18 protein-coding genes and 2 pseudogenes are annotated in these 19,497 nt (G+C 64.7%); 16 read left to right on the forward strand and 4 right to left on the reverse strand.

All coding sequences use genetic code 11. The features are described 5' to 3' along the window. Window positions 1-71: 71 nt before the first annotated feature. The 3 genes from Q2M23_RS19350 (at window position 72) to boxB (ending at window position 4,204) form a co-directional block, all read left to right on the forward strand. Window positions 72-881, forward strand: a complete 810-nt coding sequence (locus tag Q2M23_RS19350) for an alpha/beta hydrolase (protein WP_316396591.1) — start codon at window positions 72-74, stop codon at window positions 879-881. A gap of 176 nt (window positions 882-1,057) precedes the next feature. Further along, complete coding sequence (gene boxC / locus Q2M23_RS19355) at window positions 1,058-2,746, forward strand: 2,3-epoxybenzoyl-CoA dihydrolase (RefSeq protein ID WP_316396593.1); 1,689 nt, start codon at window positions 1,058-1,060, stop codon at window positions 2,744-2,746. Between the two features lie 21 nt (window positions 2,747-2,767). Beyond that, window positions 2,768-4,204, forward strand: a complete 1,437-nt coding sequence (gene boxB, locus Q2M23_RS19360; RefSeq protein ID WP_316396651.1) for a benzoyl-CoA 2,3-epoxidase subunit BoxB — start codon at window positions 2,768-2,770, stop codon at window positions 4,202-4,204. A gap of 200 nt (window positions 4,205-4,404) precedes the next feature. On the opposite strand, the pseudogene Q2M23_RS19365 reads toward boxB, so the two are convergent. From Q2M23_RS19365 to Q2M23_RS19380, 4 genes and pseudogenes are all read right to left on the reverse strand, one after another. After that, window positions 4,405-4,697: pseudogene (locus Q2M23_RS19365) on the reverse strand (type II toxin-antitoxin system RelE/ParE family toxin). Next, window positions 4,694-4,997 (reverse strand): annotated as a pseudogene (locus tag Q2M23_RS19370) (type II toxin-antitoxin system RelB/DinJ family antitoxin). Before Q2M23_RS19370 ends, Q2M23_RS19365 begins: the two co-directional pseudogenes overlap by 4 nt. Before the next feature lie 138 nt (window positions 4,998-5,135). Beyond that, window positions 5,136-5,936: an SDR family oxidoreductase gene (locus Q2M23_RS19375; RefSeq protein WP_168858689.1), complete on the reverse strand. Its 801-nt coding sequence runs from the start codon at window positions 5,934-5,936 to the stop codon at window positions 5,136-5,138. A gap of 169 nt (window positions 5,937-6,105) precedes the next feature. Continuing rightward, window positions 6,106-7,164, reverse strand: coding sequence for a polysaccharide deacetylase family protein (locus Q2M23_RS19380; RefSeq protein WP_316396594.1), 1,059 nt, complete (start codon window positions 7,162-7,164; stop codon window positions 6,106-6,108). Window positions 7,165-7,333: 169 nt separating this feature from the next. Between Q2M23_RS19380 and Q2M23_RS19385 the strand changes: the two genes are divergently transcribed. The 13 genes from Q2M23_RS19385 (at window position 7,334) to phoB (ending at window position 19,372) form a co-directional block, all read left to right on the forward strand. After that, entirely contained in the window at window positions 7,334-8,728 is a 1,395-nt protein-coding gene (locus tag Q2M23_RS19385; RefSeq protein ID WP_316396595.1) for an OmpA family protein, read from the forward strand. A 2-nt stretch (window positions 8,729-8,730) separates the two neighbouring features. After that, window positions 8,731-9,027 carry a hypothetical protein gene (locus Q2M23_RS19390; RefSeq protein WP_057019456.1) on the forward strand — a complete coding sequence of 99 codons (297 nt, stop codon included), beginning with the start codon at window positions 8,731-8,733 and terminating at the stop codon, window positions 9,025-9,027. Window positions 9,028-9,135: 108 nt separating this feature from the next. Continuing rightward, window positions 9,136-9,726: a TetR/AcrR family transcriptional regulator gene (locus tag Q2M23_RS19395; protein ID WP_316396596.1), complete on the forward strand. Its 591-nt coding sequence runs from the start codon at window positions 9,136-9,138 to the stop codon at window positions 9,724-9,726. Continuing rightward, on the forward strand, window positions 9,723-10,631 hold the full coding sequence (locus tag Q2M23_RS19400; protein WP_316396598.1) for a haloalkane dehalogenase: 909 nt from the start codon (window positions 9,723-9,725) through the stop codon (window positions 10,629-10,631). Before Q2M23_RS19395 ends, Q2M23_RS19400 begins: the two co-directional genes overlap by 4 nt. A 19-nt stretch (window positions 10,632-10,650) precedes the next feature. Beyond that, window positions 10,651-10,878, forward strand: coding sequence for a SelT/SelW/SelH family protein (locus Q2M23_RS19405; RefSeq protein ID WP_253638520.1), 228 nt, complete (start codon window positions 10,651-10,653; stop codon window positions 10,876-10,878). Window positions 10,879-11,210: 332 nt separating this feature from the next. Next, window positions 11,211-12,266 (forward strand): lysylphosphatidylglycerol synthase domain-containing protein, encoded by a 1,056-nt coding sequence (locus tag Q2M23_RS19410; RefSeq protein WP_026192163.1) that lies wholly within the window; start codon window positions 11,211-11,213, stop codon window positions 12,264-12,266. An 84-nt stretch (window positions 12,267-12,350) separates the two neighbouring features. Continuing rightward, the gene (locus tag Q2M23_RS19415) at window positions 12,351-13,664 is read left to right on the forward strand and encodes an ATP-binding protein (RefSeq protein WP_057019526.1); all 1,314 of its coding nucleotides are present in this window, start codon (window positions 12,351-12,353) and stop codon (window positions 13,662-13,664) included. A gap of 135 nt (window positions 13,665-13,799) precedes the next feature. Further along, on the forward strand, window positions 13,800-14,810 hold the full coding sequence (gene pstS / locus Q2M23_RS19420; protein ID WP_076830985.1) for a phosphate ABC transporter substrate-binding protein PstS: 1,011 nt from the start codon (window positions 13,800-13,802) through the stop codon (window positions 14,808-14,810). Between the two features lie 228 nt (window positions 14,811-15,038). Continuing rightward, window positions 15,039-16,028, forward strand: coding sequence for a phosphate ABC transporter permease subunit PstC (gene pstC / locus Q2M23_RS19425; RefSeq protein WP_057019452.1), 990 nt, complete (start codon window positions 15,039-15,041; stop codon window positions 16,026-16,028). Window positions 16,029-16,032: 4 nt separating this feature from the next. Further along, on the forward strand, window positions 16,033-16,878 hold the full coding sequence (gene pstA, locus Q2M23_RS19430) for a phosphate ABC transporter permease PstA (RefSeq protein WP_050386784.1): 846 nt from the start codon (window positions 16,033-16,035) through the stop codon (window positions 16,876-16,878). Beyond that, window positions 16,875-17,693 carry a phosphate ABC transporter ATP-binding protein PstB gene (gene pstB / locus Q2M23_RS19435; protein ID WP_076830980.1) on the forward strand — a complete coding sequence of 273 codons (819 nt, stop codon included), beginning with the start codon at window positions 16,875-16,877 and terminating at the stop codon, window positions 17,691-17,693. Before pstA ends, pstB begins: the two co-directional genes overlap by 4 nt. Window positions 17,694-17,799: 106 nt before the next feature. Continuing rightward, window positions 17,800-18,516, forward strand: coding sequence for a phosphate signaling complex protein PhoU (phoU, locus tag Q2M23_RS19440; protein WP_016844066.1), 717 nt, complete (start codon window positions 17,800-17,802; stop codon window positions 18,514-18,516). A gap of 145 nt (window positions 18,517-18,661) precedes the next feature. Further along, window positions 18,662-19,372, forward strand: coding sequence for a phosphate regulon transcriptional regulator PhoB (gene phoB, locus Q2M23_RS19445; protein WP_016844067.1), 711 nt, complete (start codon window positions 18,662-18,664; stop codon window positions 19,370-19,372). The last annotated feature ends 125 nt before the right edge of the window (window positions 19,373-19,497 follow it).

Below are 19,497 nucleotides of genomic sequence, written 5' to 3' on the forward strand. Positions count from 1 at the left end.
TTTGCGCAACAACTAACGCCTGTGGTTATGGGTCCCGGCTTTCGCCGGGACGACGATGAGGAAGGCCTACCATGACAAACTTGAAACCCTCCGGCTTCCTCAGCATCGACGGCGCCGAGCTCGAATACCGCATGATCGGTCCCTCGCCGGACGCGGCGCCGACCATCGTGATGCTGCATGAAGGCCTCGGCTGCGTCGGGCTGTGGGGCGACTTCCCCGAGAAGCTGCAGGCGGCGACCGGCGCCGGCGTGTTCGCCTATTCGCGCGCGGGTTATGGCGCCTCGTCGCCGGCGAAGCTGCCGCGTCCGGTCGACTACATGCACCGCGAGGCGCTCGACGTGCTGCCGAAGCTGCTCGATCGGATCGGCTTTCGCCGCGGCTTGCTGCTCGGTCATTCCGACGGCGCGTCGATTGCCGCGATCTATGCCGGCGCGCAACAGGATCATCGCCTGCACGGCTTGGCGCTGCTGGCGCCGCACTTCATCGTGGAGGACATTTCGGTGAAGTCGATCGCCGAGATCAAGACCGCATACGAGACCACCAATCTGAAGGAGAAGCTGGCGCGCTGGCACAAGGATGTCGACAACGCCTTTTATGGCTGGAACGGCGCCTGGCTCGATCCGGCATTCCGCGACTGGGATATCTCCGACTATCTCGCCTATATCCGCGTGCCGGTGCTGATCGTGCAGGGCGCGGCCGACCAGTACGGCACCATGCGCCAGGTCGAGATCGCCCAGGAGGAGTGCTACTGCCCGGTCGATGTCACGGCCATCGCCGGTGCCGGCCATTCGCCGCATCGCGAGGCGCCCGCGGTGACGCTCGAGGCGGTCGCCGAATTCGCCAAAGCGGCGCTGCGCGACGACCCGGCACTGGCGGCCTGACCTTTGGTGCCGATGCCAGGTCATTGGCCGAGCGTGTGAATTTCGCGAACATGAAACAAAATGCATGTTTTTGCGTTTTGAACTAGACCAGATCAAAAACATGCATTATTGTGCATGAAGACCTCGACGACGAACCTTCAAACGAACAACAGCAAGACAACAGATAAGGGTGGCCCATGGCTGGTGACGAGCGCGTCCTTGCAGGCGGGGCGAAGTACATCGACTTCCAGACCGACCCGTCGCGCTACCGGCACTGGAAGCTCGACGCTGCGGGCGACGTCGCGACGCTGACCATGGACGTCGACGAGAACGCCGGCCTGTTCGAAGGCTACCAGCTCAAGCTCAATTCCTATGACCTCGGCGTCGACATCGAGCTTGCCGACGCCGTGCAGCGGCTGCGCTTCGAGCATCCCGAGGTCAAGGTGGTGCTGATGCGCTCGGGCAAGAACCGGGTGTTCTGCGCCGGCGCCAACATCCGCATGCTGGCGGGCTCGACCCATGCCCACAAGGTCAACTTCTGCAAATTCACCAACGAGACCCGCAACGGCCTGGAAGACTCCAGCGAGAATTCCGGGCAGAGCTTCATCACCGTCGTCAACGGTACCGCGGCCGGCGGCGGCTATGAACTGGCGCTCGCGACCGACCACATCATGATGGCCGACGACGGCGCTGCCGCCGTCGCGCTGCCGGAAGTGCCGCTGCTCGCGGTGCTGCCGGGCACCGGCGGGCTCACGCGCGTCGTCGACAAGCGCAAGGTGCGCCGCGACCATGCCGATTTCTTCTGCACCATCGAGGAAGGCATCAAGGGCAAGCGCGCCGTTTCCTGGCGCCTGGTCGACGAGATCGCGCCGAACTCCAAGCTCGAGGGCAAGCTGGCCGAGCGCGTCAAGGAATTCGCCGCGAAGTCGAAGCGCAACGGCGCCGGCAAGGGCATCGCATTGGCGCCGCTGACGCGCACCATCGACGACAGCGCCATCCGCTATGGCTTCGTCAGCGTCGACATCGATCGCGCGGCGCGCATCGCCACCATCTCGATCAAGGCGCCGGAAACCACGGCGCCCGCCGACATCGACGGCATGATCGCGCAGGGCGCTGCGTTCTGGCCGCTGCAGGTCGCCCGCGAGCTCGATGACGCGATCCTGCATCTGCGCATCAACGAGCTCGAGATCGCGATGCTGGTGTTCAAGAGCCATGGCGACCGCGCCAATGTCGTGTCCTATGATGCGTTCCTGGAGGCCAACAAGGCGCACTGGCTGGTCAACGAGGTCAGGCATTACTGGAAGCGCGTGCTCAAGCGCATCGACGTCACCTCGCGCACGCTGGTGACGCTGGTCGAGCCCGGCTCCTGCTTCGTCGGCACGCTGGCCGAGCTCGTGTTCGCCGCCGACCGCTCGTACATGCTGATCGGCCAGAAGCAGGGCGACAACCGTCCGCCGCCGGCGATCGAGCTGACGGCGATGAATTTCGGGCCCTATCCGATGAGCCACGGCCTGACCCGGCTGCAATCGCGCTTCCAGGCCGATCCGTCGGATCTGGAGCGCGCGCAAGGCTCGATCGGCAAGGCGCTCGACGCGGAGGAGGCCGAGGAGCTCGGTCTCGTCACCTTCGCGCTCGACGACATCGACTGGGACGACGAGGTCCGCGTGTTCTTCGAGGAGCGCACCTCGTTCTCGCCCGACGGTCTCACCGGCATGGAAGCCAATCTGCGCTTCGTCGGCCCGGAGACCATGGAATCGAAGATCTTCTCCCGCCTCACGGCGTGGCAGAACTGGATATTCCAGCGGCCGAACGCGGTCGGTGAGGACGGCGCACTGCGCCGCTACGGCACCGGCCAGAAGGCGCAATTCGACATGACGCGAGTTTAAGGGAGCACGGCCATGAACATCATGAACGTCGATTACTCGACCAAGATTCCGAACAATGTGAATCTCGCCGAGGACCGCCAGGTGCTCAAGGCGCTGGAAGGCTGGCACCCCGGCTACATGGACTGGTGGAGCGACATGGGGCCGGACGGCTTCCAGGAATCGCTGGTCTATCTGCGCACCGCCTATTCGGTCGATCCGCGCGGCTGGGCCAAGTTCGACTACGTGCGGATGCCCGAATATCGCTGGGGCATCCTGCTCGCGCCGCAGGAAGAGAACCGCGTCATTCCGTTCGGCGAGGACTATGGCAAGCCGGCCTGGCAGGAAGTCCCCGGTGAGCACCGCGCCATGCTGCGCCGCCTGATCGTGATCCAGGGCGACACCGAGCCGGCCTCGGTCGAGCAGCAGCGCCATCTCGGCAAGACCGCGCCCTCGCTCTACGACATGCGCAACCTGTTCCAGGTCAATGTCGAGGAAGGCCGCCATCTCTGGGCGATGGTCTACCTCTTGCAGAAGTATTTCGGCCGCGACGGCCGCGAGGAGGCGGATGATTTGTTGCGCCGCCGCTCGGGCGACGCGGATAGCCCGCGCATGTTAGGGGCCTTCAACGAGGCGACGCCGGACTGGCTGTCGTTCTTCATGTTCACCTACTTCACCGACCGCGACGGCAAGATGCAGCTGCACTCGCTGGCGCAGTCGGGCTTCGATCCGCTGTCGCGCACCTGCCGCTTCATGCTGACAGAAGAAGCCCACCACATGTTCGTCGGCGAGACCGGCATCACCCGCGTTGTGCAGCGCACCTGCGATGCGATGAAGGAAGCCGGCATCACCGATCCGAACGACATCGCCAAGATCCGCGCGCTTGGCGTGATCGACCTGCCGACCATCCAGAAGAAGCTGAACCTGCACTATTCGCTGTCGCTCGACCTGTTCGGCTCGGAAGTGTCGACCAACGCGGCCAATGCCTTCAACGCCGGCATCAAAGGCCGCTACAAGGAGACCACGATCGACGACGACCACCAGCTCAAGAGCTCGACCTATCCGGTCATGAAGATGGTGGACGGCCAGATCAAGATGGTCGACGAGCCGGCGCTGACCGCGCTCAACATGCGGCTGCGCGACGACTACACGCAGGATTGCGTCAAGGGCATGCTGCGCTGGAACAAGGTGATCTCGACATCGGGCATCGACTACAAGCTCGCGGTGCCGAACACCGCCTTCCACCGCCAGATCGGCGAGTTCAAGGACGTCCATGCGACGCCCGATGGCCTCTTGATCGACGACGCCACCTGGGCCAAGCGCAAGAACGACTGGCTGCCGTCGACCGCGGACGGCGACTTCATCGCCTCGCTGATGAAACCGGTGACCGAACCCGGCCAGTTCGCCTCCTGGATCTCGCCGCCCAAGGTCGGCATCGACAACAAGCCGGGCGACTTCGAGTATGTGAGGATCGAGAGCTGATCGGCGCGAGCATGATCCGGAAAAGTGTGAAGCGGTTTTCCGAAGAGATCATGCTCAAACAACGGATAGGTCATGATGCGAAAATCGCATCGTGACCTAACAGTTTCTTTCCGCAGGGAGAGAACAGGAAGGGGCGAGCCGAAAAGGTCCCGGGGCTCGTCCCTTTCTTTTTGGTCAGATGCCGGTACGGAGGCGCGGCCTCAATCGTCATTTGTAAGTTCGTCGGGCCACATCTGCGCACCGTGAAGCACGCGCAAGATGCGAACAGTCTCACCGTCAACAAGGTACGCCGTGACATAAGGTGTGCGCGGGATGACCAACTCGCGCGTGCCGGCAACACGCCCGGGCCGGCCATAGGAAAGTCGAGCAGGCGCCGCGCAGCATCGGCAATCTGTTCGTCAACATGGACCGCCGCGCGAGGATTCTCGGCCTCGATGTAGCTGAAAATGTCGTCGCGATCGGATAACGCGAAGCGCGACCAGACGAGTTTCACCGCTTACGCCTTGTCGCTTTTCGAAGCGCGGCGGCGCGGCGTTGCGCGAAATGCGCTTCGACCTCGGAATCATCGAGACCGGGCCGGGCATCCGCCAACGCCTGGTGCACCTTCTCGCGAAACCAGCTGTCGTAAGCCTGGCTGTTGCTCACGAGTTCCAAGCATTCCTTCATTGGCCGTGCGTGTCAGCAGAATCCGCACGGCGCCGGATACCGTGAGACCCATGTTCTCCAGAACCTCGGTGGCCTTTTCCTTTACGTCCGCATCGATGCGGGTTTGGACCAGGGCATTCGAAGCCATAGCGATCTCCTTCACTCGCATCCAATGTAATGCATTTGAATGACAAGCGCCCACAGCCCTATGGAAGCAGGTGAGCCAGCGACGAAAACGGCCCCGCCCTTCGGCGGAGCCGTTGCCGTAGGTCGGTCGCGCGGCTGCTTAGCCCGCGATCTCCAGCCCCGCGGTCGCGTAGACCACGCCGCCATCGACCGCGATGGTGTTGCCCACGACATAGTCGCCGGCGCGCGAGGCGAGGTAGATCGCGGTGCCCGCCATGTCCTCGTCGGTACCGACGCGCTTCGCCGGCACGCGCTTGGCGACTTCGTCGGCGTGGTCGCGCGCGGCGCGGTTCATGTCCGACTTGAAGGCGCCCGGTGCGATCGCGGTGACGTTGATGTTGTCCTTGATCAGGCGTGTCGCCATGCGGCGCGTCAGATGGATCACCGCAGCCTTGCTGGCGGCATAGGAATAGGTCTCCATCGGGTTGACGAAGATGCCGTCGATCGAGGCAATGTTGATCACCTTGCCCGGCCTGTCGTGCGTCGCCGCCGCACGCAGCGGCTTGGCCAGCGCCTTGGTCAGGAAGAAGATCGACTTGACGTTGAGGTTCATCACCTTGTCCCAGCCGCTCTCCGGAAATTCGTCGAAATCCGCGCCCCAGGCCGCGCCGGCATTGTTGACGAGGATGTCGAGCTTCGGCTCGCGCTTGATGATCTCGCCCGCGAGCTTCTCGCAGCCCTCGACGGTCGAGATGTCGATCGGCAGCGCGATGCATTCGCCGTCATAGGCGGCGGACAGCTCCTGGGCGGTCGCCTCGCAGGGACCTGCCTTGCGCGCGGTGATGTAGACCCTGGCGGCACCCTGCGCGAGGAAGCCGGCCGCGATCATCTTGCCGATGCCGCGCGATCCCCCGGTCACCAATGCGACGCGGCCTTTCAGCGAGAACAGATCCTTGAACATGCGCTCCTCCTTTGCGTTGCCAGTGGTTCTGGGCGCGCCCGGGGAGCGAGTCAAGGAGAGGGAAGGGATCGGTAGCCCGGATGCAGTGAAGCGAAATCCGGGAAAATGCTATCCGCGGATGCGACGGCCCCGGATTACGCTTCGCTGCATCCGGGCTACGAAGAGTAGCTTACGCCGCGTCGATGCGGCGAAAGCCGTTCCACACCGCTGTAGCGGCGCCTGATGTCAGCACCGGCAGCAGGCGCGCGTCCTGGTAATTGCCGTTCAGCGAGACCCGCTGCAAGGCGGTCAGATGGTCGGCGCTTTCGGGAAACAGCATGCCCGGCCGCGTCGTCACCGCGGTCCGAAAGCCGATCGACCGGGCGAGGGCGAATTCACGCTGCCCGGCGGCGATCCGGTCGCCATAGGGATAGGCGAGATGCAATGCCGGCCGCTGCAGCGCATCCTCGATCCGCGCCCGGCTGGTCGCGAGCTCGAACGATGCGATGGTCTCGCTCTGCTTGGCGAGATTGCAATGGGTGATGGTGTGCGCGCCGATCGTCACCAGCGGATCCTCGGCGAAGCCGCGCAACTCGTCCCAGGACATGCAGAGCTCGCGCACGATGCCGGTCTCGTCGACCCCGTGACGGGCGCACAGCGCGGATATCTCGGCCTGCATCGCCTGCTCGCCGGGCAGTGAACGCAGCCAGTCGTGGATGCGGCCGAAGGCAGTCCGCTTGGCCTGCGCTGTCGCGGTGTCGATCCGCGTCATGGTGCCGTCGATCGGCACCTCGATCGCGGACGCCGCCGCGATCACCCGCTCCAGTGCGATCCACCACAATCTGCCGCAGCCCTCGGCGAAATCGCTCGCGACATAGACCGTGAACGGGGCGCCGAACTCGCGCATCACGGGCAGCGCGAAATCGCGGTTGTCGCGATAGCCGTCATCGAAGGTAAAGCAGGCGAAGCGCCGTGCGAAATTCCGTTCGGCGAGACGGCGATGCGCCTCGTCGATGCTGATCACGTCGACGTCGAGCGCGCGCAGATGTGTCAGCATCGCGCGCAGGAAGTCCGGCGTGACCTCGAGATGATGGTTCGGCTGGAACGCGTCGCCGCGCCGCGGACGGACGTGGTGCAGCATGAAGATGGCGCCGACGCCGGCGAAGATCGGCCGCAGCAGGATATGCGCACCCGAGAAATACAACGCCTCCATCCCGGCACGGATCACGGTGTTGCGGAGTTGTTTCATGAGGGCGCGGGCCGGCCGATTTGCATTCCGCGGCAAACTTAGCGAAAGACCACTGAAGAAACTGTTATCCCGGTCCGACATGGCGCCCCCGCCATGGCGCGTCATTTGGGGTTTGACAGTCAGCCAAGGGTTTGTTTTCTCTCTGGTTCCCGACCCCGCAGGACGCTGAATGCACGGACTTTTCAAGTGGAGTAGCAAGTGGTGGCCGGGGGTGATTCCACTGGTCGTGCTTTGGGGTATCGCGGCCTGGACGAGCACCACAACGGTCGAAGCGGACCTTGCCGCGCGCTCCAATGCCGCACTGAAGGACACAGTCCTCGACAAGCGCCGCATCAGCGTCGACGGCCGCGACGTTACGTTCGCGGCCAACGCCTTCTCCGAAGACGGCCGCCTCAGCGCGGTGGCGTCGGTCGAAGCCGTGCCCGGCGTGCGGCTGGTCAACGACGAGACCCGCCTTGTTCCCGAAGCCAAGCCCTTTGTCTGGTCCGCCGAACGCGACGTCGTGCGGGTCACGCTCGGCGGCAATGCGCCGCTGCCGTCGAGCAAGGGCAAGTTGACCGAAGCCGCGAAGGCCGGTCTCGGCGGCGTTGAGGTGGTGGATCAGATGGTGCTCGCCCGCGGCGCGCCGCTGCGGTTCGACGCGGCGGCGCTGCTGTTGCTCGACCAGATCGGCAAGCTGAAGGAAGGCAAGATCACGCTGACCGACAACAAGGTCAATCTCGCCGGCATGGCGCGCGAGCTCGGCGGACGCGAAGCGGTCGCCGCGGCGCTGAAGAACCTGCCGGAAGGCTATTCGATCGCCGCCAACGACATCAAGGCGCCGCCTTACGTGTTCCAGGCCTACAAGGACCCGGTTTCGGTGACGCTGACGCTGACCGGCTACGTGCCCGACAACAACGTGCATGCCGCGCTGGTCGCCGCCGCCGGCCGCAAGTTCTTCAGCGAGAAGGTGGTCGACAATCTCAAGGCCAGCATCGGCGCGCCGTCGGGTTTCGCGGCCGCGGTGGTGCCCGCGCTCGGCGCGCTGTCGCGGCTATCGACCGGAACGCTGGTGGTATCGGACCGCGAGGTGAAGCTGTCGGGCGATGCGCTCTACGATGCTGCCGCCGGCCAGATCCGCGACGGGCTCGGCAAGGATTTTCCGCAGGGCTGGCAGTACAAGGCCGAGGTCACGGTCAAGCCGGCGGCTGCCCCGGTCGATCCCACGGTGTGCCAGCAGCTGTTTTCCGAAATTCTCTCGAAGGGCAAGATCCGCTTCGAGTCCGGCAAGGCCGACATCGTGCCGGATTCCGCCGGCCTGCTCGACCGCCTGATCGAGACCGCGTTGCGCTGCCCCAATGCGACGATCGAGATCGCCGGCCATACCGACAGCGACGGCGAGGAGGCCGCCAACCAGGCACTGTCGGAACGCCGCGCGCAGGCCGTGGTGGATTACCTCGTGCGCGCCGGGCTGCCTGCCAGCCGCTTCACGCCGATCGGCTATGGCAGCACGCAGCCGCTGGCCGGCAACGAGAGTGAAGACGGCAAGGCGCAGAACCGCCGCATCGAATTCGTGGTGAAGTAGCGATGACCGTGCTCGCGACATTCTTCTGGGGTTGGCTGCTCGGCGCGGCGCTGCTCGGCTTTTGCATGGGCTGGATCGCGGTGGTGCATCGGGCGCGGGGGGTCTCGAAGGTCTGGATGCGCTGGCTGGCGCTGCTCGCCGCCGCGCTGGTGGCGGCGTCGTTCGCGCGAATCGTGCCCGGCCGGTTCGGCTACTGGCTCGATCTCTTCCTGGTCATGTTCGCGCTCTATCTCGTCGGCTGCGCGATCGGCTCCTGGCTGCGCGACTGGGTGGTTTCGCGCAGCAAGCCCGCGAGCTGACCTCAATCCCCTGATCCGACAGGCCTGAGCGGCGTCGCCAAGCGCAGGGCGAACTGCATTCGTTTTAGCGCTTGACATCAATACGTACGTACGTATTAAATCCTGTCCATGCCAAAACCCTCTCTCCGCGATGCCATCCTCGACGCCGGCCTGACGGAAATGTTCCGGACCGGCTATCACGGCACCAGCGTGCGCGACGTCACTGCCGCAGCCGGCGCGCCGCAGGGCTCCTTCACCAACCATTTCCGCTCGAAGGAGCTGTTCGCGTCAGAGGTGCTGGACCGCTACTTCCTCTATGTCCGCGGCCTCGTCGCCGAGGCGCTGGGCGACCTGACGCTGACGCCGCGCGAAAGGCTGAGAAGCTATCTCGATCTGATCACCGGCAAGCTCGCGCGTGACGGTTTCACCCGCGGCTGCCTGATCGGCGACTTCAGCCTCGAGGCATCGGGCTCGAGCGAGATGCTGCGCGAGCAGCTCGACGACATCTTCCGGGAATGGCGCGCGCCGTTTGCGGCCTGCATCGCCGAGGCTCAGGCCACCGGCGAGATCGCCTCCGACTTCGATCCCGATCAGCTGGCCGATTTCCTGCTCGCATCCTGGCAGGGCGCGATGCTGCGCATGAAGGTCGAACGCAGCGAAGCGGCGCTGACGCGTTTCAAGACGATCGCATTCCAAACCGTGTTCAAGGAGTTGCCATGACCAGATCCCCCGATATCAGCCTGCATCATCGCGCCGTGCTTGGGTCTACGATGGCCTATCGCGAGACCGGCCGTAGCGACGCGCCGCACGTGCTGTTCCTGCACGGCAATCCGACGTCGTCCTACATCTGGCGCAACATCATGCCGCTGGTCGCCCCCGTCGGGCACTGCATCGCGCCCGACCTGATCGGCTACGGCCAGTCCGGCAAACCCGACATCGGCTATCGCTTCTTCGACCAGGCGGACTATCTCGATGCGCTGATCGACGAGCTGGGCATTGCCTCGGCCTATCTCGTCGCCCAGGATTGGGGCACGGCGCTCGCCTTCCACCTCGCGGTACGCCGTCCGCAACTGGTGCGCGGGCTCGCCTTCATTGAGTTCATCCGCCCGATGCGCGATTGGTCGGACTTCCACCAGCACGACGCCGCGCGGGAGACGTTCCGGAAATTCCGCACGCCGGGCGAGGGCGAAGCGATGATCCTCGACAACAATGCGTTCGTCGAACGCGTGCTGCCCGGCTCGATCCTGCGCACGCTCGGCGAGGAGGAGATGGCCGCCTACCGCGCGCCGTTTGCGACGCGCGAGAGCCGCAAGCCGACCCTGATGCTGCCGCGCGAGCTGCCGATCGCGGGCGAGCCGGCCGATGTCACTGAGGCGCTCACGGTGGCGCATGCGGCGCTCGTGGCATCGACCTATCCGAAGCTGCTGTTCGCGGCGACGCCCGGGGCACTGGTGTCACCAGCCTTTGCCGCCGAATTCGCCAAGACGCTCAAGCATTGCGCGGTCATTCAACTCGGCGCGGGCGCGCACTATCTGCAGGAGGATCATCCGGAGGCGATCGGCCGTTCTGTGGCCGGCTGGATCGCCGGCGTCGAGGCTGCCTCCGCGCAGCGCCACGCCGCATGAGGGGCACGGAGCGCGTGACATGAGGGATGTCTCGATCACCTATTGCCGGCCGTGCGGCTATGAGAAGCGTGCCAAAGAGGCCGCGGCGCTGTTGCGCGAGCGCCTCGGCGTCGATGCGACGCTGATCCCCGGCAAGGGCGGCATCTTCCAGGTCAAGCTCGGCGACGAGGTTGTCGCCAGGCGCACGAAGGGACATTTTCCCGATGCCGCCGAGATCGTCGCCGCGGTCACGGCCGCGCGGGATTGATGATCGGCGGAGCGCCTCCCGGCGGGTACCGGAAGATCATTCTCTATTCGGCCGTGCCGGTACTTCACCGTAGTTTTCCGGATGGCCTTGCAGACCGTTCGGCGGGCTAACTGCCGCACGCGCATGTCAAGTCTTGTCGAAGGCGGCGGGAAACGCGCATATTTGTGCACCCGCTGTCATGAATCATCCGTAATATCTTGAAGATGCGCGTTTTATTGTCTTTTGACGAATTCCACTCCGGTTTAAAACGCGCTACACGGGCCAGGGCACAGCGAAGCGCCGGCGGAGATCGCCCGGGAGCCGTCGTCGCGGGATCGCAATTCGAGGTCTAGATGCTGGAAGCAATACGCAGGGCGATGGCGTTTCTGCGCCAGAAGCAAATCCTGCATCGGCTGGGTGTTGTCATCAGCATCGCCGTCATCGGCATCGCCTGCTACGTCCTTTATCACATGCTGCGCGGCATCGACACCAACGAGGTGCTCGAGGCCATCAAGAGCACCGAGCCGCGGCAGATTGCCCTGGCGGGACTGTTCGTCGCGGCGGGCTACTTCACGTTGACCTTCTACGATCTGTTCGCGGTGCGCGCGATCGGCCACGCCCATGTGCCCTATCGCATCAACGCGCTCGCGGCCTTCACCTCCTATTCGATCGGCCACAATGTCGGCGCCAGCGTCTTCACCGGCGGCGCGGTGCGCTACCGGATCTATTCGGCGTGGGGGTTGAACGCGATCGACGTCGCCAAGATCTGCTTTCTCGCCGGGCTCACCTTCTGGCTCGGCAATGCCGCGGTGCTCGGGCTCGGCATCGCCTACCACCCCGAGGCCGCCGCCAACATCGACCAGCTGCCGCCCTGGCTCAACCGGGCGCTGGCATTCGCGATCATCACCGCGCTGGTCGCCTATGTGGTCTGGGTCTGGACCCAGCCGCGGGTGGTCGGCCGCGGCCCCTGGACGGTGACCCTGCCGGGTGGCCCGCTGACGCTGCTGCAGATCGCAATCGGCATCCTCGACCTCGGCTTCTGCGCGCTGGCGATGTACGTGCTGGTGCCGGACGAGCCAAATCTCGGCTTCGTCGTGGTCGCCGTCATCTTCGTGTCGGCGACCCTGCTCGGCTTCGCCAGCCACTCCCCCGGCGGCCTCGGGGTGTTCGACGCCGCTATGCTGGTCGGCCTCTGGCAGATGGACCGCGAGGACCTGCTCGGCGGTATGCTGCTGTTCCGGCTGCTCTACTATATTGCGCCGTTCGTCATATCTGTAATCTTGCTGACGTTTCGGGAGGTTATTGTCGGCGCCCGACTCAAACGGCTGCCGCAGGCTGATTCGGGTCCCCGCGCCGAGCCGCACCATGAGGCGGTTCTGGTTCGCAAGCGCGGTGACTCCGGGGTCTGATGAAGCGGCCCGATGCCTCCCGAGGGAAGGTCGCTATGACCGCGCCTGGGCGAGACATGAACCGACGGGATGAAAGCCGCCGCGATGGCAATTGACGATTCGCATTCCTCCATCTTCTCGCCCTGGCCCGACCGGTTGCGCCACTCCGCGCTGATCCTGCTTGCCGCAGCGCTGGCCTTGAGCGTGGTGGTCGCGCTCGGCGAATTGTCGCTGGTGCGCGCCTGCGCCGTGTTCGTCTGCATCGCGGCCGCGGCGCTGGTGCCGTGGCGGCTGCATGATGCCGGAACCTCGCGCGAGGATGTCCGCGGCGTCAATCCGGTCGAGGCCGCCGCCGTCAGCGCGGTCGTCGCCGGCATGCCGGATCCGGCCGTATTGCTCGATCGCGCCGGCCGCGTCATCCATCTCAACGCCGCAGCGGCGCAGCTCGCGCCTGCGCTGCGCAAGAACGAACTGGCGCAATTTGCCCTGCGCTCGCCGGAGATCATCACCGCGCTGCGCGAGGCGATCGCGACCACCGAGCCACGCCGCGCCACCTACACCGACCACGTTCCGGTCGATCGCTGGATGGAACTGGTGATCACGCCGGTGCCGGTGCCGACCCAGTTCGGCGGCACCGAGAAGTGCATGCTGATGACCTTCCACGACCTGACGCCGCTGCGCCGGGTCGAGGAGATGCGAGCCGACTTCGTCGCCAATGCCAGCCACGAGCTGCGCACGCCGCTCGCCGCCTTGTCCGGCTTCATCGACACGCTGCAGGGGCCGGCGCGCGAGGACGCGCGGGCGCGCGAGCGCTTCCTCGGCATCATGCACACCCAGGCGACCCGCATGGCGCGGCTGATCGACGATTTGCTGTCGCTGTCGCGGGTCGAGTTGTCGGCCCATGTGCGGCCCGAGGCCTCGATCGACATCGTGCCGATCATCCGCCAGGTCGCCGACGGGCTCGAGGCACTGGCCAGCGAGCGCCAGGTCGAGATCGAGGTCGACCTGCCTCAGGCTCCGGTCATGATCGCCGGCGACCGCGAGGAACTGCTCCGCCTGTTCGAGAACCTGATCGAGAATGCCCTCAAATACGGCGCCTCCGGGGGGCGCGTCATAGTGTCGCTGAATCAGGCCGTTTCGGGTGCATCGGGCGAAGGGGCCCCCGAAATCCGTGTCATGGTACGGGATTTCGGCCCCGGCATCGCCCCCGAGCACCTGCCGCGGCTGACCGAGCGCTTCTACCGGGTCGACGTCGGCGACAGCCGCAACCAGGGCGGAACGGGCCTCGGATTATCGTTGGTGAAACATATTCTTAACCGTCATCGCGGGCGTCTTTTGATCGAGAGCGTGCCGAAGAACGGGGCCACTTTTACCGCCTGTTTTCCCCGGCCGAAGACCCCGTTGCCAACTCAGAGCTAAGCGTTTTCAGAAGCTTAGTACTGTCATCCAACTGTCATCCAACCTTCGTAAAAGCAGCACCGACCGCTCCTAGATGGACCGGCGTGAGCGCGATCGGGCGCATTCGGCGCTTCGCTCACTGGATGGAGAGCACCCATGAATTTCATCAAAGCAATCGTCGCAGCCGGCGTGATCGCCGCTTCGACGTCGGCCTTCGCTGCCGATATTACCGGCGCGGGCGCGACGTTTCCGTTCCCGATCTATTCGAAGTGGGCTGACGCCTACAAGAAGGAGACCGGCAACGGTCTGAACTACCAGTCGATCGGCTCCGGCGCCGGCATCAAGCAGATCCAGGCCAAGACCGTGACCTTCGGCGCCACCGACGCGCCGCTCAAGCACGAGCAACTCGAGAAGGACGGCCTCGTGCAGTGGCCGATGGTGATGGGTGCGATCGTCCCGGTCGTGAACCTCGAAGGCATCAAGCCGGGTGACCTGATCCTGTCGGGCGAAGTGCTCGGCGACATCTATCTCGGCAAGATCACCAAGTGGAATGACGCGGCGATCGCCAAACTCAATCCGAAGCTGACCCTGCCGGGCGATGCCATCACCGTCGTGCGCCGTTCGGACGGTTCGGGCACCACCTTCAACTTCACCGACTATCTCTCCAAGTCGAACGCCGACTGGAAGTCCAAGGTCGGTTCCGGCACCGCGGTCGAGTGGCCGGTCGGCGTCGGCGCCAAGGGCAACGAAGGCGTTGCCGGCAACATCAGCCAGACCAAGAACGCTATCGGCTATGTCGAGTATGCCTACGCCAAGCAGAACAAGCTGACCTACACCGGGCTGGTCAACAAGGCCGGCAAGACCGTGCAGCCGACCATGGCTGCCTTCCAGGCTGCCGCTTCGAATGCCGACTGGGCCAAGGCTCCCGGCTACTACGTGATCCTGACCGACCAGCCGGGCGAGGCCTCCTGGCCGATCACCGCGGCGACCTTCATCCTGATGCACAAGGACTCGACCGACAAGGCGGCCTCGCAGGAAGCGCTCAAGTTCTTCAAGTACGCCTTCGAGAAGGGCGACAAGGCGGCCGAAGAGCTCGACTACATCCCGATGCCGGACTCGGTCGTCAAGCTGATCGAGAAGACCTGGTCGTCGGACATCAAGAGCTAAGTCCGACGCTGCGACAGGGCCTGTGCCGACTCGATCGCGGCCCAGGTTGAGCGACCAAGACCCGGTCTCCATCACCGCGGCAACAAGCGCGCGATCGAGGCCGGGTTCGCGCCTCAAGGGGCGTGGCTGGAACGACGACGCCCGGCCAAATGCGTCAGTGAAGATCGCTTCGGGGCGTAGCGGTTTGCGTGGCTTTTGCATACTAAAGAGGGGATTGGCGTGGCAGACATGGCTGTTCAGAGCGATGTGATGGAAGCCGCGGGACCTTACGATCGCGCCAAGGCCCTCAGCGCCTTCAAGCTCGGTGACCTCACCTTCTATTGGATCACCCGTATCTCGGCGATTTCGGTTCTGTTGATCCTCGGCGGCATCATCCTGTCGCTGATCGTCGGCGCCTGGCCGGCGATGAAGGAATACGGCTTCGCCTTCCTCTGGACGCAGCGCTGGGCGCCCTCGGCCGATCCACCGGTGCTCGGCGCGCTCGGCCCGATCTACGGCACGCTGATCACCTCGGTCATCGCGATGCTGATTGCCATTCCGGTCGGCATCGGCATCGCCGTGTTCCTCACCGAGCTCTGCCCGCAAATGCTGCGCCGCCCGATCGGCATCGCGATCGAGCTGCTCGCCGGCATCCCCTCGATCATCTACGGCATGTGGGGCTTCTTCGTGCTCGGCCCGTTCCTGGCCAACACGTTCCAGCCCTTCATGATCCGGATCTTCGAGGGCGTCCCGGTGCTGGGCGCGGTGTTCGCAGGCCCGCCGTCCTATCTCAGCCTGTTCAACGCCGCGCTGATCCTTGCGATCATGGTGCTGCCCTTCATCACCGCGATCTCGGTCGACGTGTTCAAGACCGTGCCGCCGGTGCTGAAAGAGGCCGCCTACGGCATGGGCTGCACCACCTGGGAAGTCGTCCGCAGCGTCGTGATCCCCTACACCCGCGTCGGCGTGATCGGCGGCATCATGCTGGCGCTCGGCCGCGCCCTCGGCGAGACCATGGCGGTGACCTTCATCATCGGCAACTCGTTCCGGATCTCGTCGTCGATCTTCGCGCCGGGCACCACGATCTCGGCGGCGATCGCCAGCGAATTCGCCGAGAGCGACGGCCTGCACCAGTCCGGCCTGATCCTGCTCGGCCTGCTGTTGTTCGTGCTGACCTTCTTCGTGCTCGCCGGCGCGCGGCTGATGCTGATGCGGCTTGAAAAGAAGGCGGGGAAGTAACGCCATGAACCCGATCTACAAATCCCGCCGCCGCAGCGACATCGTCATCCGCGCACTCTGTGTCGGCGCGGCGCTGTTCGGCGTTACCTGGCTGGCGCTGATCCTGATCACGCTGCTTTATAACGGCCTTGCCGGCCTCAGCGTGCAGCTGTTCACCCAGAACACGCCGCCGCCCGGCTCGACCGAAGGCGGCTTGCTCAACGCCATCGTCGGCTCGGTCATCATGACCGTGATCGGCGTCGGCATCGGCGCGCCGCTTGGCCTGTTCGCCGGCACCTACCTCGCCGAATACGGCAAGCACGACAAGCTGACCTCGGTGATCCGCTTCATCAACGACATCCTGCTCAGCGCGCCCTCGATCATCATCGGCCTGTTCATCTATGGTGCGGTGGTGGTGCCGATGCGCGGCTTCTCGGCGATCGCAGGCAGCCTTGCGCTCGCGGTGATCGTGATCCCGGTCGTGCTGCGCACCACCGAGGACATGCTGCTCTTGGTGCCCAATCCGCTGCGCGAGGCCGCCTCCGCGCTCGGCCTGCCGCGTTCGCTGGTGATCAAGCGGATCGCTTATCGTGCCGCGCGATCGGGTCTGATCACCGGTGTGCTGCTGGCGACCGCCCGCGTCGCCGGCGAGACCGCGCCGCTGCTGTTCACCGCGCTGTCGAACCAGTTCTTCAGCCTGGATCTGACCAAGACGATGGCCAACCTGCCAGTGACCATCAACAACTTCGTGCAGAGCCCCTACGCCTACTGGAAAGAGCTGGCGTGGAGCGGCGCGCTGCTCATCACATTCACCGTGCTCGCGTTGAATATCGGCGCGCGTATCCTTGGTGCCGAAAGGGCCGCAAAATGACCGAGCTTTCCGTCTCCACGACTGCCGCAGGCCACATTCCCCAGGTTCCGCTGCCGGAAGCGCCGCCGAAAGTCACGGTGCGCAACCTCAACTTCTATTACGGCGAGCACCACGCGCTGAAGAACATCAACCTGGCGCTCGGCACCAACCGCGTCACGGCGTTCATCGGCCCGTCCGGCTGCGGCAAGTCGACCCTGCTGCGCATTTTCAACCGGATGTACGACCTGTATCCGGGTCAGCGCGCGGTCGGCCAGCTGATGCTGGACCAGACCAACATTCTCGACCCCAAGCTCGACCTCAACTTGCTGCGCGCGCGGGTCGGCATGGTGTTCCAGAAGCCGACGCCGTTCCCGATGACGATCTACGAGAACATCGCCTTCGGCATCCGCCTCTATGAGAAGATCTCGAAGTCCGAGATGGACGACCGGGTCGAGAAGGCGCTGCGCGGCGGCGCGCTGTGGAACGAGGTCAAGGACAAGCTGAACGCCTCCGGCCTGTCGCTCTCCGGTGGCCAGCAGCAGCGCCTGTGCATCGCACGCACCGTGGCGGTGCGCCCCGAGGTGATCCTGTTCGACGAGCCGTGCTCGGCGCTCGACCCGATCTCGACCGCCAAGGTCGAGGAGCTGATCCAGGAACTCTCCGAGGACTACACGATCGCGATCGTCACCCACAACATGCAGCAGGCGGCGCGCGTCTCCGACAAGACCGCCTTCATGTATCTCGGCGAGCTGATCGAGTTCGACGACACCAACAAGATCTTCACCTCACCGAGCGATCGGCGCACCCAGGACTACATCACCGGCCGGTTCGGTTGACCGGCGCATGATCCGGAAAAGTGGAAACCGGTTTTCCGATCAGGTCATGCTAAAATTCAGGACACGAAGCCATGATCCCCGGGATCATGGTTGAGGGAGACAAGCGATGGCTTCTGAACATACCGCCAAGGCATTCGACAGCGACCTGCAGGAGTTGACCCGCCTGGTCGCCGAGATGGGCGGCCTGGTCGAACGAATGATCACCGAGTCGGTCGACGCGCTGATCCGTCGCGACGTCGCGCTCGGCAAGCGCGTGGTCGCCGCCGACATCGAGATCGACAATCTGCAGCGCAACATCGAAGAGCGCGCGGTGCTGACGATCGCGCGCCGCCAGCCGATGGCGATCGACCTGCGTGAGATCGTCAGCGCGATGCGCGTCGCCACTGATCTCGAGCGGATCGGCGACCTCGCCAAGAACATGGGCAAGCGCGTCGCGGCGCTGGAGAGCGATTTCCAGCCGCTGAAGTTGATCCGCGGCCTCGAGCACATGACCGACCTCGTGCTGTCGCAGGTCAAGTCGGTGCTCGACGCCTATGCCGCGCACGACCTGCCGGCGGCGATGAACGTCTGGAAGGGCGACGAGGAGGTCGATGCGATCTGCACCTCGCTGTTCCGCGAACTGCTCACCTACATGATGGAAGATCCGCGCAACATCTCGTTCTGCATCCATCTGATGTTCTGCGCCAAGAACATCGAGCGGATCGGCGATCACGCCACCAATATCGCCGAGACCGTGTTCTACATGATCGAGGGCCAGCAGATCACCGACAAGCGCCCGAAGGGCGACATGACCACTTTTGCCACCACGGTGCCGGGCAACTGAGGCATGATCGGCAAGCACGGAACCGGCAAGAGCGAAACTGGACGATCCTCGCGACAAATCGTTTCCGCGGGGACTATGCTCAAGGAAGTAAGCGTTTCGGTTTGCGTCTGGGCAACGGATCACCACAGAGAAAGAACTTAAACCGATGAGCGCACGCATTCTGGTAGTCGAAGACGAGGAAGCGCTGACGACGCTGTTGCGCTACAATCTCGATGCGGAAGGCTACGATGTCGAGACGGTGGGGCGCGGCGACGATGCGGATACAAGGCTGAAGGAGCGCGTCCCCGACCTCGTGGTGCTGGACTGGATGCTGCCGGGCCTGTCCGGCATCGAACTGTGCCGCCGCCTGCGGGCGCGGCCCGAGACCAAGCAGCTTCCGATCATCATGCTGACCGCGCGCGGCGAGGAAAGCGAGCGCGTGCGCGGGCTTGCCACCGGCGCGGACGATTACATCGTCAAGCCGTTCTCGGTGCCGGAGCTGCTGGCGCGGGTGAAGGGCCTGTTGCGCCGCGCCAGCCCGGAGCGGCTTGCGACCGTGCTGACCTACGGCGACATCGAGCTCGACCGCGAGAAGCGCCGCGTGGCGCGCTCGGGCCGTCCGATCGATCTCGGGCCGACCGAGTATCGCCTGCTCGAATTCTTCCTCGAGCATCCCGGCCGCGTGTTCAGCCGCGAGCAATTGCTCGACAGCGTCTGGGGCCGCGACATCTACATCGATGAGCGCACCGTCGACGTGCATATCGGCCGCCTGCGCAAGCTGCTCAATCCGGGCCGCGAGCAGGATCCGATCCGCACTGTGCGCGGCGCCGGCTACGCGCTCGACGACCGCTTTGCCAAGGCCGAGCCGCAGCCGTAACGGCCATGCGGCATTCATAAACCGCAACACGGCGTCGTCCCGGCGAAAGCCGGGACCCATACGCCGCGGCCAGCGCAATCGGCACGCGGCCAGACGGCTTTCTAACAACACCCATTCGTGGTTAT

Source organism: Bradyrhizobium sp. 33ap4 (assembly GCF_032654765.1).
Lineage (GTDB): Bacteria > Pseudomonadota > Alphaproteobacteria > Rhizobiales > Xanthobacteraceae > Bradyrhizobium > Bradyrhizobium australafricanum.

Excerpts from the sequence above, each read along its gene's own strand:
- Q2M23_RS19350 (WP_316396591.1), top strand. The coding sequence starts at position 72 with ATGACAAACTTGAAACCCTCCGGCTTCCTCAGCATCGACGGCGCCGAG.
- boxC (WP_316396593.1), top strand. The coding sequence starts at position 1,058 with ATGGCTGGTGACGAGCGCGTCCTTGCAGGCGGGGCGAAGTACATCGAC.
- boxB (WP_316396651.1), top strand. The coding sequence starts at position 2,768 with ATGAACGTCGATTACTCGACCAAGATTCCGAACAATGTGAATCTCGCC.
- Q2M23_RS19375 (WP_168858689.1), bottom strand. The coding sequence starts at position 5,936 with ATGTTCAAGGATCTGTTCTCGCTGAAAGGCCGCGTCGCATTGGTGACC.
- Q2M23_RS19380 (WP_316396594.1), bottom strand. The coding sequence starts at position 7,164 with ATGAAACAACTCCGCAACACCGTGATCCGTGCCGGGATGGAGGCGTTG.
- Q2M23_RS19385 (WP_316396595.1), top strand. The coding sequence starts at position 7,334 with ATGCACGGACTTTTCAAGTGGAGTAGCAAGTGGTGGCCGGGGGTGATT.
- Q2M23_RS19390 (WP_057019456.1), top strand. The coding sequence starts at position 8,731 with ATGACCGTGCTCGCGACATTCTTCTGGGGTTGGCTGCTCGGCGCGGCG.
- Q2M23_RS19395 (WP_316396596.1), top strand. The coding sequence starts at position 9,136 with ATGCCAAAACCCTCTCTCCGCGATGCCATCCTCGACGCCGGCCTGACG.
- Q2M23_RS19400 (WP_316396598.1), top strand. The coding sequence starts at position 9,723 with ATGACCAGATCCCCCGATATCAGCCTGCATCATCGCGCCGTGCTTGGG.
- Q2M23_RS19405 (WP_253638520.1), top strand. The coding sequence starts at position 10,651 with ATGAGGGATGTCTCGATCACCTATTGCCGGCCGTGCGGCTATGAGAAG.
- Q2M23_RS19410 (WP_026192163.1), top strand. The coding sequence starts at position 11,211 with ATGCTGGAAGCAATACGCAGGGCGATGGCGTTTCTGCGCCAGAAGCAA.
- Q2M23_RS19415 (WP_057019526.1), top strand. The coding sequence starts at position 12,351 with ATGGCAATTGACGATTCGCATTCCTCCATCTTCTCGCCCTGGCCCGAC.
- pstS (WP_076830985.1), top strand. The coding sequence starts at position 13,800 with ATGAATTTCATCAAAGCAATCGTCGCAGCCGGCGTGATCGCCGCTTCG.
- pstC (WP_057019452.1), top strand. The coding sequence starts at position 15,039 with ATGGCTGTTCAGAGCGATGTGATGGAAGCCGCGGGACCTTACGATCGC.
- pstA (WP_050386784.1), top strand. The coding sequence starts at position 16,033 with ATGAACCCGATCTACAAATCCCGCCGCCGCAGCGACATCGTCATCCGC.
- pstB (WP_076830980.1), top strand. The coding sequence starts at position 16,875 with ATGACCGAGCTTTCCGTCTCCACGACTGCCGCAGGCCACATTCCCCAG.
- phoU (WP_016844066.1), top strand. The coding sequence starts at position 17,800 with ATGGCTTCTGAACATACCGCCAAGGCATTCGACAGCGACCTGCAGGAG.
- phoB (WP_016844067.1), top strand. The coding sequence starts at position 18,662 with ATGAGCGCACGCATTCTGGTAGTCGAAGACGAGGAAGCGCTGACGACG.